The sequence below is a fragment of the Neobacillus sp. BP17 genome (assembly GCF_059579525.1).
Window position 1 is genome coordinate 4,681,071 of the sequence record NZ_CM184198.1, and the last position, 21,644, is coordinate 4,702,714.

At 40.2% G+C, this 21,644-nt stretch carries 16 protein-coding genes; all 16 read right to left on the minus strand.

The genetic code is table 11. The features are described 5' to 3' along the window. Positions 1-4 precede the first annotated feature (4 nt). Positions 5-916: a carbohydrate ABC transporter permease gene (locus AC4QJR_RS22920; RefSeq protein WP_306460586.1), complete on the minus strand. Its 912-nt coding sequence runs from the start codon at positions 914-916 to the stop codon at positions 5-7. Further along, the gene (locus AC4QJR_RS22925; RefSeq protein WP_180230056.1) at positions 913-1,815 is read right to left on the minus strand and encodes a carbohydrate ABC transporter permease; all 903 of its coding nucleotides are present in this window, start codon (positions 1,813-1,815) and stop codon (positions 913-915) included. Before AC4QJR_RS22925 ends, AC4QJR_RS22920 begins: the two co-directional genes overlap by 4 nt. Positions 1,816-1,949: 134 nt before the next feature. Then, positions 1,950-3,287: an ABC transporter substrate-binding protein gene (locus AC4QJR_RS22930; RefSeq protein ID WP_098572867.1), complete on the minus strand. Its 1,338-nt coding sequence runs from the start codon at positions 3,285-3,287 to the stop codon at positions 1,950-1,952. A 227-nt stretch (positions 3,288-3,514) separates the two neighbouring features. Further along, positions 3,515-4,132, minus strand: coding sequence for a YesL family protein (locus AC4QJR_RS22935; RefSeq protein ID WP_496524282.1), 618 nt, complete (start codon positions 4,130-4,132; stop codon positions 3,515-3,517). Between the two features lie 85 nt (positions 4,133-4,217). Beyond that, entirely contained in the window at positions 4,218-5,198 is a 981-nt protein-coding gene (locus tag AC4QJR_RS22940) for a Gfo/Idh/MocA family protein (RefSeq protein WP_496524283.1), read from the minus strand. A 44-nt stretch (positions 5,199-5,242) separates the two neighbouring features. Continuing rightward, positions 5,243-6,034, minus strand: coding sequence for a sugar phosphate isomerase/epimerase family protein (locus AC4QJR_RS22945; RefSeq protein WP_251457716.1), 792 nt, complete (start codon positions 6,032-6,034; stop codon positions 5,243-5,245). A 35-nt stretch (positions 6,035-6,069) separates the two neighbouring features. Continuing rightward, positions 6,070-7,953: a beta-N-acetylhexosaminidase gene (locus AC4QJR_RS22950; protein ID WP_496524284.1), complete on the minus strand. Its 1,884-nt coding sequence runs from the start codon at positions 7,951-7,953 to the stop codon at positions 6,070-6,072. A gap of 6 nt (positions 7,954-7,959) precedes the next feature. After that, complete coding sequence (locus AC4QJR_RS22955) at positions 7,960-9,303, minus strand: GH1 family beta-glucosidase (protein ID WP_496524285.1); 1,344 nt, start codon at positions 9,301-9,303, stop codon at positions 7,960-7,962. A gap of 5 nt (positions 9,304-9,308) precedes the next feature. Continuing rightward, a complete protein-coding gene (locus tag AC4QJR_RS22960) occupies positions 9,309-12,467 on the minus strand; it encodes an FAD-dependent oxidoreductase (RefSeq protein WP_496524286.1) in 3,159 nt (1,052 codons plus the stop codon). A 19-nt stretch (positions 12,468-12,486) separates the two neighbouring features. Continuing rightward, a complete protein-coding gene (locus tag AC4QJR_RS22965) occupies positions 12,487-14,640 on the minus strand; it encodes a Sip1-related alpha-galactosidase (protein ID WP_496524287.1) in 2,154 nt (717 codons plus the stop codon). A gap of 36 nt (positions 14,641-14,676) precedes the next feature. Further along, positions 14,677-15,654, minus strand: coding sequence for an ROK family protein (locus AC4QJR_RS22970; RefSeq protein ID WP_257148482.1), 978 nt, complete (start codon positions 15,652-15,654; stop codon positions 14,677-14,679). Next, positions 15,651-16,295 (minus strand): D-sedoheptulose-7-phosphate isomerase, encoded by a 645-nt coding sequence (locus tag AC4QJR_RS22975; protein WP_251457732.1) that lies wholly within the window; start codon positions 16,293-16,295, stop codon positions 15,651-15,653. Before AC4QJR_RS22975 ends, AC4QJR_RS22970 begins: the two co-directional genes overlap by 4 nt. A gap of 27 nt (positions 16,296-16,322) precedes the next feature. Continuing rightward, positions 16,323-17,594 (minus strand): four-carbon acid sugar kinase family protein, encoded by a 1,272-nt coding sequence (locus AC4QJR_RS22980; RefSeq protein WP_496524288.1) that lies wholly within the window; start codon positions 17,592-17,594, stop codon positions 16,323-16,325. After that, positions 17,591-18,262: a class II aldolase/adducin family protein gene (locus tag AC4QJR_RS22985; protein ID WP_496524289.1), complete on the minus strand. Its 672-nt coding sequence runs from the start codon at positions 18,260-18,262 to the stop codon at positions 17,591-17,593. Before AC4QJR_RS22985 ends, AC4QJR_RS22980 begins: the two co-directional genes overlap by 4 nt. 2 nt (positions 18,263-18,264) lie before the next feature. Beyond that, positions 18,265-20,691 carry an alpha-mannosidase gene (locus tag AC4QJR_RS22990; protein WP_496524290.1) on the minus strand — a complete coding sequence of 809 codons (2,427 nt, stop codon included), beginning with the start codon at positions 20,689-20,691 and terminating at the stop codon, positions 18,265-18,267. 31 nt (positions 20,692-20,722) lie between these two features. Continuing rightward, on the minus strand, positions 20,723-21,640 hold the full coding sequence (locus AC4QJR_RS22995) for a class II fructose-bisphosphate aldolase (RefSeq protein WP_375376551.1): 918 nt from the start codon (positions 21,638-21,640) through the stop codon (positions 20,723-20,725). Positions 21,641-21,644 lie beyond the last annotated feature (4 nt).

The following is a 21,644-nucleotide window of genomic DNA, read 5'->3' on the forward strand; positions in this document are numbered from 1 at the left end:
ACCTTTATCCTTTAGACCCAGCTGTTAAATTCATTCCCTCGATAAAGTAACGTTGGAAGAAGAAGAACAGCAGGATAACCGGTAATAAAACCATGATTGATCCAGCCATCAAAAAGTTCCATTGGGTGTCATTTTGTCCTTTAAACACTTGCAAGCCAAGCTGCAAAGTATACATTGATTCATCATTTAAGAATAATAATGGTCCAAGAAAATCATTCCATGCGCCGTTAAAGGAAAAAATTGCAACCGTAGCAATGGCTGGTTTGGCAAGCGGAATGATGATTTTCCACCAGATATAAAGATGATTAGCCCCATCTATTTTGGCTGCTTCAATTAATTCATTTGGTATCGTCAAAAAGAATTGACGAAGTAAGAAGATAAAAAAGGCACTTCCAAAGAAAGCCGGGAGAATTAATGGAATATAGGTATTTAGCCAACCCAATTTGGCATAAAGCACATATTGAGGAATTAACGTAACGAAACCAGGAATCATCATCGTTGCCAGCACTACTGCAAACAAAAAGTTTCGTCCTTTAAACTGAATTTTGGCAAATCCATAAGCGATGAACGAATTGGCGAGAACATTCCCTAGTACAACGAAACTTGTAATAAATAAAGTGTTCCAAGTGTATCTAAAAAAGGATCCCTTTTCTAAGGCAATACCATAGTTTTCCCAGTGCCACTCTTTTGGGATAAAGGTTGGCGGGTATGTCATAATTTCTTTCATATCTTTTAAAGATGTGGCGAACATCCACCAGATTGGCGATAATATTAACAAGCTTCCAAGAATGAGGATGGTTAAGATAATGCCTTGACCTACTTTTTTCTTGAATCGTAAACTTTTAAAATAGTTATCTTTTTCTTGGACGACTTCACTCATTTGTGTTCCGCTCCTCTTTTGGACCACTTCGCTCATTTTTGATCCTCCCCTTCATAATGTACCCAGCGTGGGGCAAGCTTTAGGTTGAATACCGTTAACACGAGGATGATGATAAATAAAACCCACGACATCGCCATCGCGTAACCCATATCGAAAACTTCAAACGCTTTGTTCCACATATGTAAATTATAAAAAACTAATGAATTTGCCGGCCCGCCATCTCCACTTTCACTCATTACATAAGCTTCTTGGAAAATTTGGAACGCTCCAATTGTACTAGTTACAAGATCGAAAAAGATAACTGGTGTAATCATAGGCAGGGTAATATGAAAAAACTTCCTAAATGTACTTGCCCCATCAATCTCTGCTGCTTCATACAGAGAAGGTGAAACACCTTGTAGACTTGCCAGGTACAATAGCATACCGCCGCCGACACTCCACATTTTCATAAAGATTAATGCGTTCTTTGTCCAAGATGGATCCGTCAGCCATGCCGGTCCTTCAATTCCAACAAAACCAAGCAATGTATTAACCAATCCTGTGGAAGGACTCAGTAATTGCATCCAAAGTAAATAGACACCCACACCAGATAAAACCGCCGGCAAATAGAAAATCGTTCGAAATACTCTCATTCCCCGAACACCTTGGTTTAAAAGAACAGCGAGCAGAACAGCACCAGCTGTTGTTAACGGTACAGAAACGACGACAAAATAGAGGGTATTTCGCAGTGAAAGCCAAATTATCGGGTCATTTGTAAACATCTTTTTAAAATTATCCAGCCCGATGAAATCCATACTTGAGGTGATATTATAATTGGTAAAACTACCATAGAGGGAAAATAGTAGTGGTCCTGCAAGGAAAAATAGAAAACCAATTATCCATGGAGCAATAAAAAGGTATCCTTGGAGACCTTCCTTTCGCTGTAATGAAACCATTGTCTTTGAGTGTTTACTATTCCTTTTTATATCTGATTTTCCTAAAATCTTTGGTTCCATTTGAATCATCCCTTCTTCCCAGTTTAAGCAATCAGGGAGCGAATTGATGTCACTCCCTGAAATACTGCTTAAAACTATTTGTTATTCTTAACCAGCTCTTCTACCGCTTTTTGTGCATCATCCAATCCTTCTTTCGGTGATTTTTTCCCTAATAGAACGGACTCAATCTCTGGCTGGATTAAATTGATATAATCTGGTGCTTCGATTGGTGTTGGCGTTAGCAAGGTTTGTTTCATATTTTCATTCGCTAATGAATATACCTTCTTGCCATCCTCTGTAAATTCTGTACTGGTAGAAGCTTTTTCTGCTGCTTCTTTGTTTGCAACAATATCAAAGTTTTTAACCGCCCAGTATTCTTGTGCCTGAACATCCGTTAAATACTTCAGGAATTCCCAAGCTTCATCAGGATGTTTCGCTCCCTTAGGAATCTCGGCGACAAATCCACCGCCCCAGCTTTCATTACCTGTTCCTGGTTCCATTTCAGGCAGTGGCGCCACGCCAAATTCCATACCTTCACCATAATCTCTTATTTTTGTGAAGAAATTTGCATTATCAGTAGTCATAGCCAATTTACCAGCAACAAATGGATCTGCTGTTTGCTCACCAAATTCAGCTTTAAAGTTATTAATTGTTTTATCACCGTAATAATCATAGTAATTTTTCATCCAAGTTAACGCTTTTACATTAGTTTCATCATTGATAACTGCTTTATTTGCATCAAAGTCCCAGTAACCTTTTCCGTCTGCATTGATCATCCAGACATCTGCTCCGATTCCCTGATTTGGCAAGTAACCGATTCTTTCATATTTATTGCCTTTTTTCACATCAAGCTTTTTACCCATTTCTTCTAACTCTGCCCATGTTTTTGGTGGTGTATTTGGATCAAGACCTGCTTCTTTAAACATTTTTTTATTCCAGAATAGTAGACGTGTATCTGTGTTAAATGGCAATGCATATGGATCCCCTTTATATAGACTTGCATTATAAAGTTCTGGGAAGAAACGATCTTTAACTGCTGGGTCCTTCTTTAAATATTTTGCTAGATTTGTATTTTGATTGTTTTTCGCACGGTGGCCTACTGCATTGATATCATTTATGATTAGGTCTGCAGGATTTCCGGCAGCAATGGATGCTAAGTTCTTAGTCCAAACATCTCCCCATGGCAGATATGTATGTTTGACTTCAATTTTATCCTGAGATTTATTAAAATCATCAATAATTTTTTCAATAATTGGACGGCGGGTTTCAGATCCCCAAAAAGTCCAAAAATCAATTACTACTTTTTCGCCATTCTTAGATTTACTTCCACTTTCATTTGCACCGGATTCTTTGCTTGAACAGCCAGTCAGGATTAAAGAAAAGCTCATGGCTAGAATTAACAGCGTCATTAATGTTTTTCTTACTGTCTTCATTCAAAATCCCCCTAGAAAATTTTTTAATTGGTCGCAACCTCACATTTCTGTTCAACTAGATTTTGGAAAACTTCTCTCCCTCCGTGTTTTTTCATTGAATCTTTTAATGATTATGACTGTTATTGTGGAATATGTTACCGATTTTGTGAGGTTTTGTGGACTCATCCCTATTATTATATGAATGCGTTTACAAGTCAATCATTTTTGAATATTCTATTTATATTTTTTTATAAGTTTTCATCAGCCTCTTTTAAGGTTATTTTTGGCAGTCTATTTATGATATAGTGTGCTGAAACAGTACTAATTAGCGCCGTTAAACTTGCTATTAATAACACTCCAATGCCAGTAACAAACAACAACAGTAATAGAATCAACAAAAAACCACAAGACATAAGAAAAGTGATAACAGGCTTTCGTACTCCCAGCATGAAAGAAAAAAATAGAGTCTTATACCATGGATATTCATAGCGAAGAAATACAGGAAAACTATACGAAACAGCAATTAGGAATAACAAGGTAAATGCTATTACGGCAACTCGAATAATTTCCGTCATATCAGAAACTGCGTTTCTTAGGATAAAAAGATCAACAAATAGCAGCCCGCCAATAATCACTATGGAAAGTCCAAGTGGATAGCTTTTAAGGAATAACCTTTTGAACTCTCGAAAAAAGACCTTAAAGTCCGGCTCATCTTGATCCTCTCTAACCAATCTGTCCATTACTCCAAACATTGCTGCTGTGGCAGGGATAATGGTAACAATAGGGAGTGAAAATAATAGCCAAATAGCGTTCAGAAATAATAGTCTCCACAGCCACTCCATTATAAATAACAGTGTTCTACGCATAAAAACGCTCTCCTTAAAAAGACTTAATGATCATGGAAACCCAGGGTGCCTTTATATTGCGAGTGACACCCCTGGTTATACTAAACTATTTAACTAAGTTTTTTGTACTTAACTCGAGGGCATCACTTGCTTTTAAGGCAACATCAAGAGATTGAATACTATCTCTATAAGTAGAGAGAACAAAGGAAGGATTCTTTTCTTCTATCGCCTTTGCAAATGCCGCTAATTCCAGCTGGTATAGTGCATTTTCATCCGATTGAAAGGAAATAGGCTCTCCTTCTACCTTTCCGGTTACACTTCCATTGACAAGGTCCAGTGTTAAATGGAGTTGGTCCGAGATGAATTCAATTTGTGTAAAGACATCTGGATAGGACCAAGTATGTGTATGATTCTGCAAGATTCCATTCTGGTATTTCATTGATAGATTAAAACTATCTTCAACAGTAAAGTCTTCGCCTTTTGGCACAACGAGATTGTCTTGATAACCTGTTACTCGCTCCACTTCTCCAAGCAGGTAGCGCGACAGATCAAAAATATGAATGGCCTGGTCAAATACAGGGCCTCCCGATATTTCTTTATTAAAGAACCAGCGCGGCCAATTTGGACGAAGCGCTAACCCATCAAGCATGGCACTGCGAACCAGGGCAATCCTTCTGCCTTTAATCAGCTCTTTTAAATAGGCGACAGCAGGGCTGTACCTGTACATAAACCCCACACTATTAATGACACCGGTTCGCGCTAAAATATCTTCCACCTTTTGTGCCATTTCAAGACTTTTTGCAGGCGGCTTTTCAATAAAACAGTGGATTCCCCGCTCCGCGGCTTCACGAACAAGAAATTCCCGGACCTCTGGCGGAGTACAGATTACTACTCCTTCAGGCTTGCTTTCTTCCAGCATGTCCACATAACTGGTATAGCCCTTCACAGCAAATTTATTAACTGCTTTTAGAAGTGTTTCTTTATTTAATTCACAAACACCAACCACTTCAATTTCCGGCATATTCTTCATCGTGCTTAAATGCCCTTGGCCTTGCCAGCCTGTGCCGACCACTGCAATTCGTACCATGATTGCATTCCTCCTTACTGATATTAAAAATATTGGAACTAGGATTAGTCTTCATTAAGTAAACTCTTCACCCATACAAGAGCTTTCGCGCAGTCATCGGTTGGATCATGCTTAACTGCTTCTTGTTCAATTGATACTGTCCGATCATATCCGATTTCTCTCAAAGCTTTTACACACTCTGCAATTCCAGCAATTCCTGTTCCGAGCGCAACGGGGTTATGCTCCCCGATCTCCCTGACATCTTTAAGATGAACATTCAGTAAATAATCCTTTAATTGCCAGATTGCTTCAGCTGCGGAAAAGCCCTGTGTCCCATACCAGCCTGTATCAACTGTTGCACCAAGTAAGTCACCATAATCCCCAATCGCTGCCTTTATCTGATCAGGGTGCTTTTCGGGATGGTTTTCAACGCCAACCTTGATTCCATATTCATTACAAAGGCTATAAATGACGGGAGCTGATTCTTTGGTAATCCCGCTGGTAATTAACTCTATTCCAAGCATCTTGGCGGTTTCGAAACAAAGACGGGTCCATCGAGGATATCGAACTGGATCACCTAGCGAACATGAATAAGAATAGACACTTAATCCATAACTCTTCCAAATTTTCTGTAATTCCTCTGCAAAATATGGAGTCATAAATTTAGGAAAGGCATGCCCCATCCATAGTTCGATATCCCGGAATCCTGCACTTTGAATATCCCTGCATATACGGTCAAATTCTTCTAAACTAAAAGTCTCAATTACTTTCCGTTCGGCTTCTCCCCAATTTTCCATAGTAGTCTGGTAATTCATTGCCCGGGCAAAATAATTTGCCGTTTGAAACCCAATAATCACATGAATCCCTCCATTCAATTTCTAATTGCGACTGTTTATACAGAGAATCCTCCTGCTGTTACAATTCGATGGTACGTATTTCTACCCAATGCACCTTCAGGCATTTTCCATGGTGCGTCAAAGAACAAACGCTCTTCTGCTAATTCCTCAATGCTGCTGATGCTTCCATTGAGCCACGAATGCAGCCGATATTCGACTGTATCTAATCGGGACAAAATCCCGCCGTATCGAATATCGATTACTTCCCAGCCGAAAGGCTTTAAAGATGAAAACCATAAAGAGCGGTGCAGTTTACGGAGCTCATCCACCATGCTTCTTAATAATCGAAGCTGGTCCTTTAATTGCGTTAACTCCTGTTTATCCCGCCGGTCGTAAGCAGCTTTTAAATGGATGCCAAATTCTGCTTTTACACTTAGTACTCGGGCCAATTGGGAATAAAAAGAAAACATCTCTGACCAATTTTTATTCCGTTCTTTCGCTTCTTCCATACGAGACGCTAAGTTTAAATAATGCTGTCCTAACGGCAGACTGCGGATATTTTCATCATATAAACCGAGTAGAACATCCTGCCATAACAAAAATTTAGATGGATGTGATTCATGAAGGTTATCTTTCGAAACACCAGGGGTTTCATCAAATTCATTTAGGGCAATGAAGTCGTCCCAATCTCCACCGGTACAAAATGAAAACCGTTTGGCTAATTTCTTGTGATCTACTTCTCTTCCATATCCATGTTCAGCAAATAGCTGTAGTCCGGCCAATCCTGTGAATGGATGTGTTTCCGCACCATTATCTCCCCACATGGTCGCGAATACCTCAGTGATACCCTCTTTTTTACATGCCTCCAATGCAGCATTTGTAGTTGCCATTGTTTTTCCATAGTTCGGAGCCATTCCATTCCACGTCCAAACTCCGCCGGCAAAGATGGGCTCAGAGCCAAATTCTTTATGTTTTTGTAAAAATGTTCGATAAAATTCCTCGTCCGTATGGTAATAATCCCAATACACCATTTGAACATCCTTAGGCATGGAATCAATGACATCCTCTGGTATGTGGGCATTTAGATCGTAGTAATTACCATTTTTCGAGCCAAGTCTAAAATACATATCGCTCCATATCATTGGTGTTAAAGATAACTTTTCAGCAAGTGCGACAACCTTATGCAAGTGTTCATTCATGATGGAGAAACGTTTTTGGTAGCCATTCTGTTCCAGATATTTTCCTAGGCCCAGCTGGTGGGCTTCATCCATACCAATATGAATTCGATTGCTTCGAAATGGCTTGGATGCAGCCTTTAATAAGTTTTCAATAAATTCATAGGTTTCTTCCTTACCAACCAATAAAATATCGGCCGTATCTTTTATGTTTGCTGCATAATTCCATTTCAGTGCCTCGGTTAAATGGGCAAGTGTTTGGATACAAGGGACCATTTCTATTCCAAACTGGTGGGCATAATCATCACATGCCCGCAATTCCTGCTCACTATACCGGCCACGCATATACCCGAAATAAGGATATTCTTCAACTGTAAATGTATCCTCTGTATACACCATCACGACATTTAGACCCATTAATGCCATTTTTCGCAGAAGATTTTGAATTCCTTCTACAGTCATTACCCCATTACGGGAAACATCGACCATCACACCATTGGTTTTAAATTGAGGTTCTTCCATTACCTGAAACGTCTTATTTTCCTTAAACTCCTGTATCCATAATCCTACTGCACGAAAAAAGTGAATCTTCTCCTCAAAGAAAATCTCCCCGCGTTCCGGATTGCAGTTGACCTTTAACGGACCAGCTATTTGTTTCACATGAATAGGAAATCCTTGTTCACTTTGTTCAATCTTAAGCTCATGACAAATAATTGATAATCCTTCTTCAAGTCCTTGGATATCGCCGTAAAAGTGTAGTTTCATAGGGGCCTACACCTCAAACCAATAATTTTGATTCAATTTACTGTACCAATAATAGCTATCTTTCTTTGTTCTTTTTAATGTTTGGTAGTCCACATGAACAAGACCGAAACGCATGCTATAGCCGTATGACCATTCATAATTATCCATCAATGACCAAATACAATAGCCCTTTAAATTAACCCCTGAGTTAAGGGCACGACTAATTTGTGTTAGGTGCTGTTTCAGGTATTTAATCCGTTTATCATCTCGTACGCGTCCATCTATTGGGTCCTGATTATACGTTGCACCATTTTCAGTAATGTAGATAGGGACATCACCATATTTATTTTTAATATCCATTAACACTTTATAAAAGCCTTCAGGATAGATGGTGAAATCAATATCCGTGTGATCAAATCCAATATCAATGTGTTCACAATCAAATGTTCCCTGACCTTCTTTATATCTAGAGACGGTTCCCGTATAATAATTGATTCCTAGGATATCGATAGGCTGATTAATGAGTTCCATATCGCCTTCTTCGATGTTTACTTTTGCCCCTTTTGCTGCAAACCAATCAACTAATATTTGTGGATAACTGCCTTTAAACACCGGATCGAAAAACCATTCCGTAAACCAGGCAGAGATTCGCTTGCAAGCCTCGATATCTTCTGGGCGATCACTAAATGGTTCGTACCAAGTAACGTTTGGCGCAAAACCGATCTCTCCAGGAATTCCAAGCTCTTTAAAACGCTTAACCGTTTTTCCATGGGCTAATAATAAATGATGTGCTACATCAAGAGCTGATTGGAGATTCTTTTCTCCTGGTGCTTGTTCTCCAACGAAATATCCTAAGAATGAAACACACCATGGCTCATTAATCGTTAACCATGATTTAATTTTTCCAGAGAACTCATGGAACAATAAATCTGAGTACTCCACAAATGCCTCAATGGTTTGGCGATTCTTCCATCCGCCTTCATCTTGAAGTGCTTGCGGCAGGTCCCAATGATAAATGGTACATAGAGGTTCAATTCCATTTTCTAACAATTTATCAACAAATGTATGATAGTGATCCAGCCCCTTTTGATTTACTTCTCCTCTTCCATTCGGAAAAATTCTAGGCCAGGCAATTGAGAAACGGTATGTATTGACACCTAATTCTTTTAATAAGGCGATATCTTCATCGATGCGACGGTAACTGTCACAAGCGATATCTCCATTATCTCCGTTTCTGACTTTTCCCGGAATCCGACTAAATGTATCCCAGATCGACATTCCTCTGCCGTCTTCGTTATATGCCCCTTCTATTTGATAGGCAGCCGTAGAAACCCCAAAGCGGAAATCTTTAGGGAATGTAATAATTGACACGATTGTTAACCCCTTTCAAAAGTTATTTTTCTTAGAATCTTTTCGTTGTCGACACCAATATCTGTATGTACTATATATGGCTGCGGTTTCAACCTAGCTTTTTCACACTCAAGCCACTCGCTCCAAATCCTTTTATCCTTAGAAAGGTTACTCGCACTTAAGCGCTTTAATTCTGTATGTGCCTGCTTACTAAGCAAGGAACGGACATCGTCGAGATAATTGACTAATATTTCATACCCTTTGGCACTTCCGCAACGTGCAAAAGCTCTTCCAATGGCTAGTTCCAGAAGGGCCCGTCTCTCAAGGAAGAAGTCGGCTTGATGGCCAGCATAGCACTGTTGATTGTTGACAGATGGGATGCGCAGTAATTGCTCTAACATTGGAATGGCATCCACATCACCTAATCTTTCAGCCCCAACACATATTGCATGAATATAATAAAAAATTCCCCACAACTTATCTTTAAAATCTTCTTCTGTTGGTTGCAGTAAATCAGCAACCCGCTGCCAAACTTTAATACTGCGTTTATCTCTGGTAAGTCCTAAGGAGTAAAGTAAATAACAGGCATCTGACATCGCTCCGTGGTCAGGCGGCATCGTTACATACAAAATATCCGCCGTCCGTTTCGGCAGTTGTTCTCCTTGCAGCATGGTCATTAGTTCAAAGATTAAAGTCGGAACGCCTGAGTTTGACCCATACATGGCTAATGCTTGTGCAAGCCGGACCTTACGAATTCCATCCGCGTCCTCATATGCCTGTTCCAGAAACGGAATGATTCTCTCTCCCGCCGTACAAATTTCAACAAATGGAATCTGCTGCTGATAGATTTCATTCATCCGCATATGAGAGTATTCGTACAGTGGCTCTATCTCAATTGAATCAACCAATCTCTTTAGTTCTTCATCTGTATATTGAATAGCCTCTAATTTTCTCGTTAAAATACTTTCAGGCATTAAGCCCTCTTTTATAATTCTTTCTTGTAAAAGCCGGTAATCTATCTTTCTAGGATACTGCTTTTCTTTCACAGCCATCGCTGCGGCAAGTGCAGCAATACCTCCTAAGTTTTCCAAATCTGATTGCATGCGAATGGCTGGGAGTGCATCGTGCGTTGCCGAGACCGCCTTGCCAACCACTAATATTCCGTCCAGTCCTTTTGGGAGAAGCATTCGATACGGTATTTCAATTTCAAGGTTTGGCGGGATTAAGCCGGCATTTAACCAGTCAGCCTCACTAATTCCCTTCATATCATGGTTGCTAAAATGGATGTTAATACAATCCGTCCAGCTTCGATGCAACAATTGATCGCTCATGTTCATGACAACATCACCAATGATGTGACGACTTTCACGCGGAGCTACATAAATGCCGTGGTCATGGCAGCCATCAACGTCAGCACTCCATCTTCTTCTCCCAGCAAGGATTGCTCTTGTATAGTCTTGAACATCCGACACATTCACCATACTCGTGAAGTTATTTTGTAATTTACCTGGCTCTTTGTATTGAGCAAGTGAATACCACATCACGACATGGTCGCGGACAGAGCCATATTCAAATTCAGCTCCCGCAAATGCGGCAAGATCGCCATCACCAGTAGCATCAATTACACAATCGCTCCATACAGTGCCAGCTCCCCATTTCGTGGCCACAAGGCTGCCACAAACCCTAGTTCCTTTTGTAATCGCCCCGAACGTGATGGTGTTAAACAACCATTCAATTCCTAAACGATCAGCCATTTCGATCAGAGCAAACTTCTTTGCCTCAATATTCCACTTATGGCCTTTGTACTTAATTCGTTGCTGGACATCATGGACAAGTTTCGTAATTCTCTCAGCATATCCATGGCGCTTACCAAACCAATAGCTGTCCACACCCCCAAAAGTACCTGTTCCGCCAAGTCCCGGATTGAGGTCAACAAGGATGGTATTGATACCTTCTTCTGCGGAAACAATCGCGGCTGATGCCCCACTAGAGCCTCCTCCTGCCACTAGCACACCTGCTGTTTTACATAAGTACATTTCCTGTTCCGGAACAAACTGCTGGTTAACATGACGATCTAATAATTCAACAGGGATTTTCATTTCAAAACTGTCATCTTGAATAGAAACCTGGGCTTTTGTCTGTCCTGAATTCTCCTTTTTGAAAGTAAGATCATTCAGTAATTCTGCAACTTGTTCACCTAATGCAGCTGCTTTGACAGGGTCTAGCCAATCCGTATTCCCATGCTTATAAAGATCTTGATAAAAACACCATGTATTTGGGTAATTTACCGATAATTGATCAAGATTCAGCGGTCGTTGCGTTTTGGGATACTCTTCCATTTCTTGAAACGGGCCTTTTAATTCATATGAACTTGCACATAACAAGGCTTTATTGAAAGCCGGTATGTGATGAACCAGATATTCAGCTAGAGACATTCCTGCTTTTTGAGCGGCTAATTCCCGCTGTTGATTGGCTTCTAAACTGTTGTCCGCAGGTAACAACATTTCATATTCTACATAGAAATGTCCATTTCCGTGATAGCCGCTGTAGAGGTGAATCTTGTTGTGTTTTATCCCTAATCCGGACGGAACCGTAAATTCTATTTCATCTATTTCTTGGACATTGGTAAACTCTAATACTCGCTTAAAGTAACCCGTTTTGCTCTTCTCTGATGATGTCCATACTTCATCGTTAAAAAAAGTAGTAATAGCCGTTTCACTCGCATCAACAATTCCTTGGCATCGAATTAATTGTCGTCCTGATTTATTGGCTATTATCAACCCATTGTAATTGTCAGCAAGATTCGTGATCCCAATTGGGAGCGAGGCATACAATAAATGGATTCCCGCACCCAACAATTCCTCTTCCAACTGTAATTTCAATCGATCGACGTGAAAGACGATCGATTGAGAATCTCTATTGCTAATTGTTCTTCCACAAGCTTTTACACAAGCCTCCAATATTCTAGGTATTGGCATGGTTGTATGTGGCATCGTTATCCAAGGACGGAGGGCAGCGGATAATTCACTTCCTAAATAAGTCCTTGATTCAACCACCATAACCCGTTTACCCTGTTTGGCCAATTGCAGGGCACTTGATAAACCTGCAAAGCTTCCACCGATAATGACGACATCGACTTCCGCCAAAATCGGGATTTCTTGTGCAGGCAATCGATGATTAGTCAAAATGACAGCCCCCTTTACATTAGTGTCCTTTTTTTATTTCAAGGAACACTTCACCCTCAACGTCCTGGCAATCAATGGTAAACAGCTGCTCGTTTGCAGAATCTTGGTGTATTAAGACCAATTCACCATTAACCGTTGCTTTAACTGGTGTTTCTTTCGACAAGAAAGCAAAAACTCCACCTTCTCTTAAGGTTACTTTCAGTTCTTTATCCAGGTTCCAAACCTTTACAATCCCATCATTGCAAATGAGTTTATTTAAAAGACCGATAGGTGTAAATGGCTTTTCAACTGGAATAATTAAATAAAGGGAGGTCCCGTTTTCCTCGATTTCAATATTCATTCGTTCATCTTTGCTTACAACCACATGTTTCTTCGTGAATACGTCAAAAATGATGAACGATTCTCCCACTAAATTTGGTACGTCATTTGGACCAATCGATCCTTGAATTGATCCAGTTCCTTCATTAATATTAAATGCGGCTATAACTCCTGCACCCTTGCATTGGTTCCAAATCTTTAATGGCTTTTTGGCTTGAGTTGGATCAATAAAGAGGCAATCTTCGGTTGGTACTCCAGGTTGTTCACAACGAATGATTTTTCCATCCTTATAAATTAACGGCCAAACCATGTCTGGATTGGTTTGATCAACCGCATCGCTAAAATAAATAGGCCCGCCGCTGACTACTCGTAAGATCATATTTTGCAGATCATCATGGTTTTTCGTCCAATACATATCCCAATCGCCCCAATAAAACGCACCATGGTATAGGGAATTATAGGCATTTTGCAAGGCATGTTCTTTGAATCCGCGCTCTTCTTGCGGCACAAAGTCATCACTATTGCGAGAAACGGCTGAGTATGGACGATGCCATATATTTTCCTCAGCCATTCCCATACAGTTAATGACTGTATTATCAAAATGTAAGGAACATGAGGCTTCGAGTGCTGTATGGGCCCCGCTTGCTGCTTCGCCAACAGATTGGTTATTCACTGTAAAGTTTGAAATAGCACTTTGACTGTCGACTTTTACAAAGTCGATGCCATCTTTCTTTAATTTCGAGTGCCAAGCATGCCAAAAACCAAATCCATCTTCCGCTTTGGGTGATGGTATTAAACTGCCGTTTTTGGCTGTAAATAAATGTTTATCTAATGACTTAGCCAACGGTCCATTCGGTGAAATTCCCTCCCAATAACCTGCAAGGGTATGCCAAACTCCTACCCAATTGACACCAAAGTCATTTTTAAGGGATGAAACGGTATTGGCCAACCCCTGAGGAAATTTCTCCTGGTCTGCATCAAAGGAGTAAAGCTTTCTATTTTCCACTTCGGACCAGCCATCATCAATCATCATCCATTTAACAGGAAGGTTTTTTTGTTTTAGTTCCTCAGCCTTGGTTAGGATTCCTTCTTCATTAACCTCATGATAAAAGGCATCCCAACTGCACCAGCCTAAGTAATCCAGAATCTCAGGATACTTTTTTTCTTCTCTTGACATGATGCTTTGTCCACAAAGCGTGATGGCTTTCTTAACATTTTCATTCACTAAAGAGTAAGGATTATTTCCCGTTCCTAAAATAAAAGCAAATGTGGATATATGATTATAGCCGCCATGAAATGGTGAGATCGAGATTTGCAATCCATCTTTTGTACCGCTTAAATCTGTCCGTACTACTTCATCACAAACTGGCAGCAAATGATAGTATTCTTTTTCAGTTCTAAGTAATAACGATTGGGTCCGTTCTGGGATTTCTTGAATATTATCTGTAAAGAATGGCCGCGTCCACCACTCTTTATGTTGATAGTTTGCCATAATCTCATAATCTTCCATTAGGTTGTTAATCGTTATGTTGATGGCACGCTGTGGTGAAAAAAATACTTGTTTTTTAAACAATTCTTCATTTTTAACATCTGCATCCACAAATGCAGTAATAGATGAAGCGTAGCATCGGAATCGTAATTTCGTGAATACTGTATCATCATTATCGCTATAGTAAGAACGATATTCAGTATAAAAACCCAGATGGTCTTCTCCTGCGCTCTCTTCACTTGTTTTCAATTCTAAATTTTGAAGGGATTGATTTTCCAGATTAATAGACACTTGAATCTCGGAAAGAAAGGTTTTATTATTCAAACGGCATTGCAGCTCGTTATGATTTTGCTGGAATTGAAACATCGTATAACTCCTTTTGTTCATTTTTTGTTAAAGAACTTAACCGTTGATTTCTAGTCCATATTTGGCAACAGAAAGCGCTGCCAGGTCACCTACACTTTCTCCTAAGCCAGAAGGAACCACAGTACAAACATCGAGAGAATAAGAAAGTGCTTCCTTTCGAAGTTCTTCCATGACAATTGGCTTCAACAATGCTTCCTGGCGCAAATAAATGCTTCCAATGATAATTCTTTCTGGATTTAGCATATCCACTAATAAAGCCAGACCTCGACCTAATTTTTGTCCAACAATGCGGTAGATCTCAGTGGCAAACAGATCGCCTGCTTGAGCCGCTTCACCAACTGTTTTTGCTGTAATTGCTGCAATTTCATCTTGATTAGAACAAACAGAGGTCACTCTTCCCTGATTTAACCACTCTTTTGCCTTCATCTGTGCCAAGCGGGCGATTCCGCCGCCACTGCAGAAGCCTTCAAATGAGCCTGCCTTTCCGAATCCAATCGGACCATCATCCTCTAAACGAATATGCCCGACCTCGCCAGCGAAATCATTTGTTCCTGTATATAAACGACCATCCAAAATAAAACCTGCACCCATTCCTGTACCGAACGTTAGAAAAATCATGTTGTTCGTGCCTTTTCCTGCTCCCCATTTCCATTCAGCCAATGCACAGGCATTGGCATCATTTTGGAGAGAAACGGGAACTTGAAAACGTTCTTTTAATAGTGAAACCACATCAACCCGATCCCAGTTTGGTAGATTTGGGGGCGACAATATCAAACCCTTTTTACTATCAAGCGGGCCTCCACAGCTGATTCCTATGGCTTTCAGTTCCATTTCATTTTGTTCCTGCAATAACTTTTCTAACTCATCCATCATTGTTAAAAGGGCTGAGTCAGGTGTCCCCGGAGTAGGAAAGCTTTGCTTTGCCACTACCTTAATTCCTTTTTCATCTTCCACTCCTAATACAACGGCACATTTTGTACCGCCAATATCTAAACCGGCTAAAACGGGAATCATCCAAAAAACGCCTCCTCTAATAAAATACAAAGGGTATGGTAAATCGGGAGATGTCTTTCTTGTATATCAGGTGTGGAATCAAAGGGTACTGAAATGGTTACATCGCATAACGTTTTCAATTCACCACCGCCTTTTCCAGTGAATCCAATGGTTACTAACCCAAGGGCTTTGGCAACCTTTACCGCATGATTTATATTTTTGGAGTTACCCGAGGTACTAAAGCCGATAAATACATCACCTGCTTTACCATATCCGTACACTTGTTGGGCAAAAACCATATCTGGGGCAACATCATTGGCGAATGCAGTCATGAGTGCTGAGTGACTTACCAATGAGATTGCAGGGAGAGCCCCTTGTAAATTTTCTCCCAGGTAGTAATCGCCACCTGAAAAAGAAGCTAGTTTATCTTTCATCTCTTGTGATAATGGACGTTTTGACATAAAGCCCTTCATTAATTCACCAACAACATGCTCACAATCAGCCGCACTGCCGCCGTTACCTGCTAATAACAGCTTTCTTCCTGACTGATAAGCCTGTTTAATCACTTCGAATGCTTCCTCTATACTTGTTTGGCATTCTACTAATTCCGGATACTTTCTAAATAGCTTTTCTAAGTTAGCATTCATTAAATTGGCATTCATTGCTACATCCCCTATTAAATGGTTAGTTTAATTTTCTTTCAGGTGCTTTATTGCCTTAGCAAAGAAATCCTTACTTCCAAAGCTTCCTGACTTCAGTACGAGCATCCGCGTTGGAGGATCTAACGTAATACATGAAGGAAGACCTGGTTCAATTTCTCTCCATACAGTCAATCCCTCGACGCCGAGCCGGCTGCAAACAGAAGCAGATGTTTCTCCTCCCGCTAATAACAATCGGTTAACTTTTGTTCTTTTTAATGTCTCATCTACTACAAACGCTAAGCTTTCAGATACCATTCTTGAAACGGAAGTATTGGTATAACCCAAACTTGTACCTAGTTGTTTTGTTTCTTGGACTATCTCTTGAATATTAGAGGAGTGAACAAGAACATCCTTGCCATCATTTAACCGCGTGACAAGATTCGTAATAAGTTCCTCTAAATGGGCATCCTTTTGATCCGAAAAAAGAATCGGTGATTTCATTTCAAAAACAGGAAGTCCGCGCTGTTTCATTTCTTCTACTTGATGAAAGGTTTGCGGCATCAAGCTGCCGGCCACACACAATACCCCTGATTCCAATTTGGGGATGGAGATCGAACCAGTGCCTTTTTGAGCTTTGTTCATGACGAGGGCTAATTCTTCTGCAATCCCTGATGCACCACAAATAATTTTTTCATTCTTTATTGCTTTAGCAATGACTTGTAACGAAGACTGATCCTTGACATCAATAATTAAGTACTGGGAATGGGAGCGCATTGAATTAATTTTTTGTTTCAGTTTTTCACTGCCTTGTTCAACAATCTCATGATCAACTAGTTCCACTTTTCTTTCTGTCTGCGCTTGTAAAATTCCAACCAAATCCGAGCGATGCATCGGATGGACAGGATCATGACGAAACTCAGAATCTGCTAATTTCTTTCCATGAACAAAGTGCTGCCCATGTATCGTCGTTCGGCCGTTTTTAGGAAACCCAAGAACAATCACCGCAAATTCGCTTTCAAGCGCATCGAGCATTGCATCAAATTCCGCACCAATATTTCCTCTAAAAACAGAACAGGTCTTATTGAAAAATTGTTCACAACCAAGAGTCTGGAGACTTTTGGTACTTGCAAATACTTTCTCATAGGCCTCTTCAGTCTGATCCAGACGTGAGTTCGTATCGATGATTAATACATCTGGTGGGAACGTTCCCATTTTATTGCGAAATGGATAAGGAAATACTACTGTCTCCCAATCTGACTTTGCAAACATGATTCCAATATCATTTGCTCCGGTAATATCATCCGCAACGATTCCAATCAATGTTCCCACTTCCTTCTTGGCTTATATCCTGAATCCACAAGAAAACTTTGGACCTTTTCCTCAGAAAGTTCTTGAATGTGTACACCAGCTTTTTGCGAGATTACTAGCATTCGACATGCCATTTCTAATGTTTGCAATGCCATTTTTGCTTCTTTTAAGGAAGTATCATAAACAAGAACGCCATGATTTTCTAATAGAAGAATGTTTGCCTTTTTCGCTTGTTCCCGAACAAGCTCACCAAGTTCCTTTGAACCAGGGTGTGCATAAGGCACCCTCTCAATCTTTTCCAAATAATACATGCCTTCAACAAACCATGACGAAGGAATTTCAATGTTTGAAGATGCAACCAATGTGCTATATAAAGGCGAGGCATGCAAAACAGCGCCAATCTCTGGACGAGTTTCATAGATAGCGAGATGCATCGGAATTTCCTTAGAAGGTTTTCTGCCACTGCCTATACCTTGGCCTGTTTCAATCGAACATTCGGCAAAATCCTCTAAATCCAAATCTCCTAAATACGTTCCGCTCGCCGTAATTAAAAACGAACTTTCCTCGGTTTTGGCACTGATATTCCCTGAATTCCCCCAGGCGAGGTCATATTGCATCATATATTTCCCTGTTTCTCTTAATTGCCTTTTTAAATCTTGTTTTTTATCGAAAATAACCATTGTTATTCATCCCATTCAATCAAATTTGTCTCTCTGACAGGTTCATTAATATTCTTGGGAATACGGAAGGTTTTAATTTCAGAAGGCTTAAAGACAGCCTTGAACTTCCGATCAAATTTTGGCAAGGTGATTTCTGCTTCCGTTGGCAGTTTATTTGTTTCATATAATCGAATGATTAAATCTTCATTGTCTTCTGCCTTTTTAATTGCACTTACGAGCACATTATCAGCAGTTACAGTCACATAAGAATCATTTTGTGGTAACGAACCTTTATGGAAAGTCTCAATAATTGAGATTGGTTTACAAATTAGCTCCGCTGCCCTTTTCGGTGTTTCTGCCTCTTCCCAGCTTCCCTCATGAGGTAGTAATGAGTATTCAAAACGTTGTATACCTTGATCAATAAATGAGTATTCCCCGTCCTCTTCTGGTACGAGTGGATCATGATGAGCGTAGATCGGGCTTCGTAATACGGTTAATGCAAGCTCTTTATTATGAATGCTATAGCTGGATTTTGCGTCATTCATGAGACTTAATCCATAAACTCCCTCATGGTTTGGTGTAACACCAGTAACATCAACCCAGCTTTGCCCTGGCTCTTCTTCACCATTATGTTCTCGTTCAATTGTTCCATATGGAATTTCATAAGTCTGTTTTCTAAAGATCGAATTAATTGGAAAAACAAGCTTAAGCATCTTAAATTTCTCGCGCCAATCAACGGTTACTTTTACATCGATTTGTTCCTTTTCATGATACATTGTAAAGTCTTGGATTAAGATAGAACGGTTGTATTCACTTTTCACGCGGATCACTGATTTAACCGGCCCATGCTCAGCAAGATATACTTTTACAGCCTTGAAGTCACCAATCTTTTCATTAAAATGAAGTGTGTCATGACTCCATGTATCAGTTTTATCGTTGATCACTACCGGCCTTGATGCTGGACCTGAAAATACTTCATGCCCCGTCTTTTTGTCAAATAGACTAGAAATCCAACCAGTTTCAGGATCAAACTCCATTTTAAAGCGATCATTTTCCATTGCATGTGAACTTGCTGTTATTGGTTCCACTTCTGTTTCGATACCAGGTAATTCTGAATAAATCCGATAAACACGGTATCCCATAGCTGGTAAATCAGCTAAAAAGTTTAAGCGGTATCGTCCGCCCGCTGTCGCTTGAGATTGTACCGTTTGAAACGGAACTGCCTGGCCTTGGTCATCGATTAACACTGATGTTGGTTTAATGCTGCCAATTTCGATTTCGACATTCACTTTGCTATTCCAGGCGTGTGGATTAAAGACAACAATGGGCCTCATTCGCTCATCCTGCTCAATGTCTATCTTCCATGAAATAGACTGGATAGCATTATTCAGTGCCCGGTCAGCAATAGCCAAGGCTTCTCCGTATAAATTCCGCGCATCCTCATAGGCTGGCTCAATGCTTGTTCCCGCCAAAATATCGTGGAATTGATTAAATAATACATTCTTCCAAGCCCGGTTAAACTCAGCAGGATAAGCTTGTCCTGTTAACCAAAATGCAAGAGATGAATATTTCTCAGCCGTTACCAGCATATTTTCTGCCTTTCGATTGTATTGCTTTACACCTGAATGGGCTGCATAGCAGCCGCTCGCATGATGCTGCAGGTCATCATGCACAACTGGCAAATCCTTTGTAACCTTCACTTTTTCAAAATATTCTTCAGGAGTGGAGAATACCAGATTAGGAAGTGCTGCATCCTCATTTAAACGATAAATGCTTTCAATATTTTCCTTTGTTGGTCCGCCGCCATGGTTTCCAACCCCGTAAAAAATCATCTGGTCTTGCACGTTCCCTTTAAACTCACCTTTACATCGCTTGACAATCCGATCAAGTTCTTTTCCCCATGAATTATATTCATGCATGATTCGGAAGGCCAACACGCGTGAGCCATCATCTGATTCCCACCAAAAAAGATTACTAGGCAGCCCTTTTTCATTGGGGGCCGGCCGCATGAAGACATAGGAGTCCATTCCGCTTTTTTTCAAAATTTGGGGCAGCATTCCATGATGACCAAAACTATCTACGTTGTAGCCAACCTTGGCTGTTACACCAAATTTTTCTTGAAAATAACGTTGACCATAAAGTCCTTGTCGTACAAAGGATTCTCCGTTTGGTATGTTACAATCCGGCTGAATCCACCAGCCGCCAACAATTTGCCAGCGTCCTTCTTTGATTCGCTCCTTAATTTCAGCAAACATTTCAGGTTCATTTTCTTCTACCCATTCGTACATCGAAGCTGAACTAGAAGTGAAAATGAAATCTTCGTATTCTTTCATTCGATCTAAGGCAGATCGAAACGTAGCTTTTGTTTCTTGAAACCCTTCTTGCCATTGCCAAAGCCAAACCGGATCTAAATGAGCGTTCCCAATCATATGAAATGTCTTATCTTTCATTTCCTCAACCCCTGCCCTTATTCTCGTTGTTCTATTGGTTGAATTGACTTGCTTTGTTATCACTTAATAAAAATTGTGTGATTTTCTCCGTAACGGTTTCTCCAACCGCTGCCTGTCCTACTTGTAAAATCTCAACTGGTAAATGATTACACTCTTCATTTGTCAATCTTTCTTCACGTCCAATCGCTTTTAAGAAAGAAAGTTCGAGATCGGTGGCAATATTCACTTTACTTACCCCGCCATTTGGCAATTGAAATGCCTTTTGCATCATTTCGCTAGGTACACCTGATCCTCCGTGAAGCACGAGATGTACAGGAGTTAATTCTCGAATAGCGCTTAACCGTTCGAAATCAACCTTTGGTTCACGAACCATATACACACCATGTGCAGTTCCACATGATACAGCTAATGCATCAACACCTGTCTGCTTAACAAATTCAGCCGCTTCAACCGGGTCGGTATATAATTCTTCATCATGATCGGTTTCGATAAAATCAGTGGTTCCAATCATTCCAAGTTCTGCCTCTACAGAAACTCCTTTGGCGTGTGCATATTCGACGACTTCCTTTGTGATTTTTACATTTTCCGCAAATGGTTTTTCTGAAGCATCAATCATTACTGATGTGAAGCCAGCAGCAATGGCATCTTTAATTACTTGTATGTCTTTTGTATGGTCAAGATGCAAAACTACTGGGACAGTAATTGCTAACTTTTCAAGCTGTAAATAAAACTCATCCGCAAATTCAAACGGGTTAATTCCGTAACGTTCTAATTCTTTTTGTGAAATTTGAACAATCAGCGGGGATGCTGAATTTTGACCCGCTAGTAGAACTGGTGCAATCATGGCTGTATAGCGCGGTGAAAAGGATCCTGTTGCATAGTGAAATTTTTCTGCCATTTCAAGTGCTTTCGTTAACGGGAGGACATTTGTTGGTTTTAATTGATTCATTCGT

What these genes read in the sequence shown, in the direction of transcription:
- AC4QJR_RS22920 (WP_306460586.1), bottom strand. Translation starts at nt 916, where the DNA reads ATGAGCGAAGTGGTCCAAAAGAGGAGCGGAACACAAATGAGTGAAGTC.
- AC4QJR_RS22925 (WP_180230056.1), bottom strand. Translation starts at nt 1,815, where the DNA reads ATGGTTTCATTACAGCGAAAGGAAGGTCTCCAAGGATACCTTTTTATT.
- AC4QJR_RS22930 (WP_098572867.1), bottom strand. Translation starts at nt 3,287, where the DNA reads ATGAAGACAGTAAGAAAAACATTAATGACGCTGTTAATTCTAGCCATG.
- AC4QJR_RS22935 (WP_496524282.1), bottom strand. Translation starts at nt 4,132, where the DNA reads ATGCGTAGAACACTGTTATTTATAATGGAGTGGCTGTGGAGACTATTA.
- AC4QJR_RS22940 (WP_496524283.1), bottom strand. Translation starts at nt 5,198, where the DNA reads ATGGTACGAATTGCAGTGGTCGGCACAGGCTGGCAAGGCCAAGGGCAT.
- AC4QJR_RS22950 (WP_496524284.1), bottom strand. Translation starts at nt 7,953, where the DNA reads ATGAAACTACACTTTTACGGCGATATCCAAGGACTTGAAGAAGGATTA.
- AC4QJR_RS22965 (WP_496524287.1), bottom strand. Translation starts at nt 14,640, where the DNA reads ATGTTTCAATTCCAGCAAAATCATAACGAGCTGCAATGCCGTTTGAAT.
- AC4QJR_RS22970 (WP_257148482.1), bottom strand. Translation starts at nt 15,654, where the DNA reads ATGATTCCCGTTTTAGCCGGTTTAGATATTGGCGGTACAAAATGTGCC.
- AC4QJR_RS22975 (WP_251457732.1), bottom strand. Translation starts at nt 16,295, where the DNA reads ATGAATGCCAATTTAATGAATGCTAACTTAGAAAAGCTATTTAGAAAG.
- AC4QJR_RS22985 (WP_496524289.1), bottom strand. Translation starts at nt 18,262, where the DNA reads ATGGTTATTTTCGATAAAAAACAAGATTTAAAAAGGCAATTAAGAGAA.
- AC4QJR_RS22990 (WP_496524290.1), bottom strand. Translation starts at nt 20,691, where the DNA reads ATGAAAGATAAGACATTTCATATGATTGGGAACGCTCATTTAGATCCG.
- AC4QJR_RS22995 (WP_375376551.1), bottom strand. Translation starts at nt 21,640, where the DNA reads ATGAATCAATTAAAACCAACAAATGTCCTCCCGTTAACGAAAGCACTT.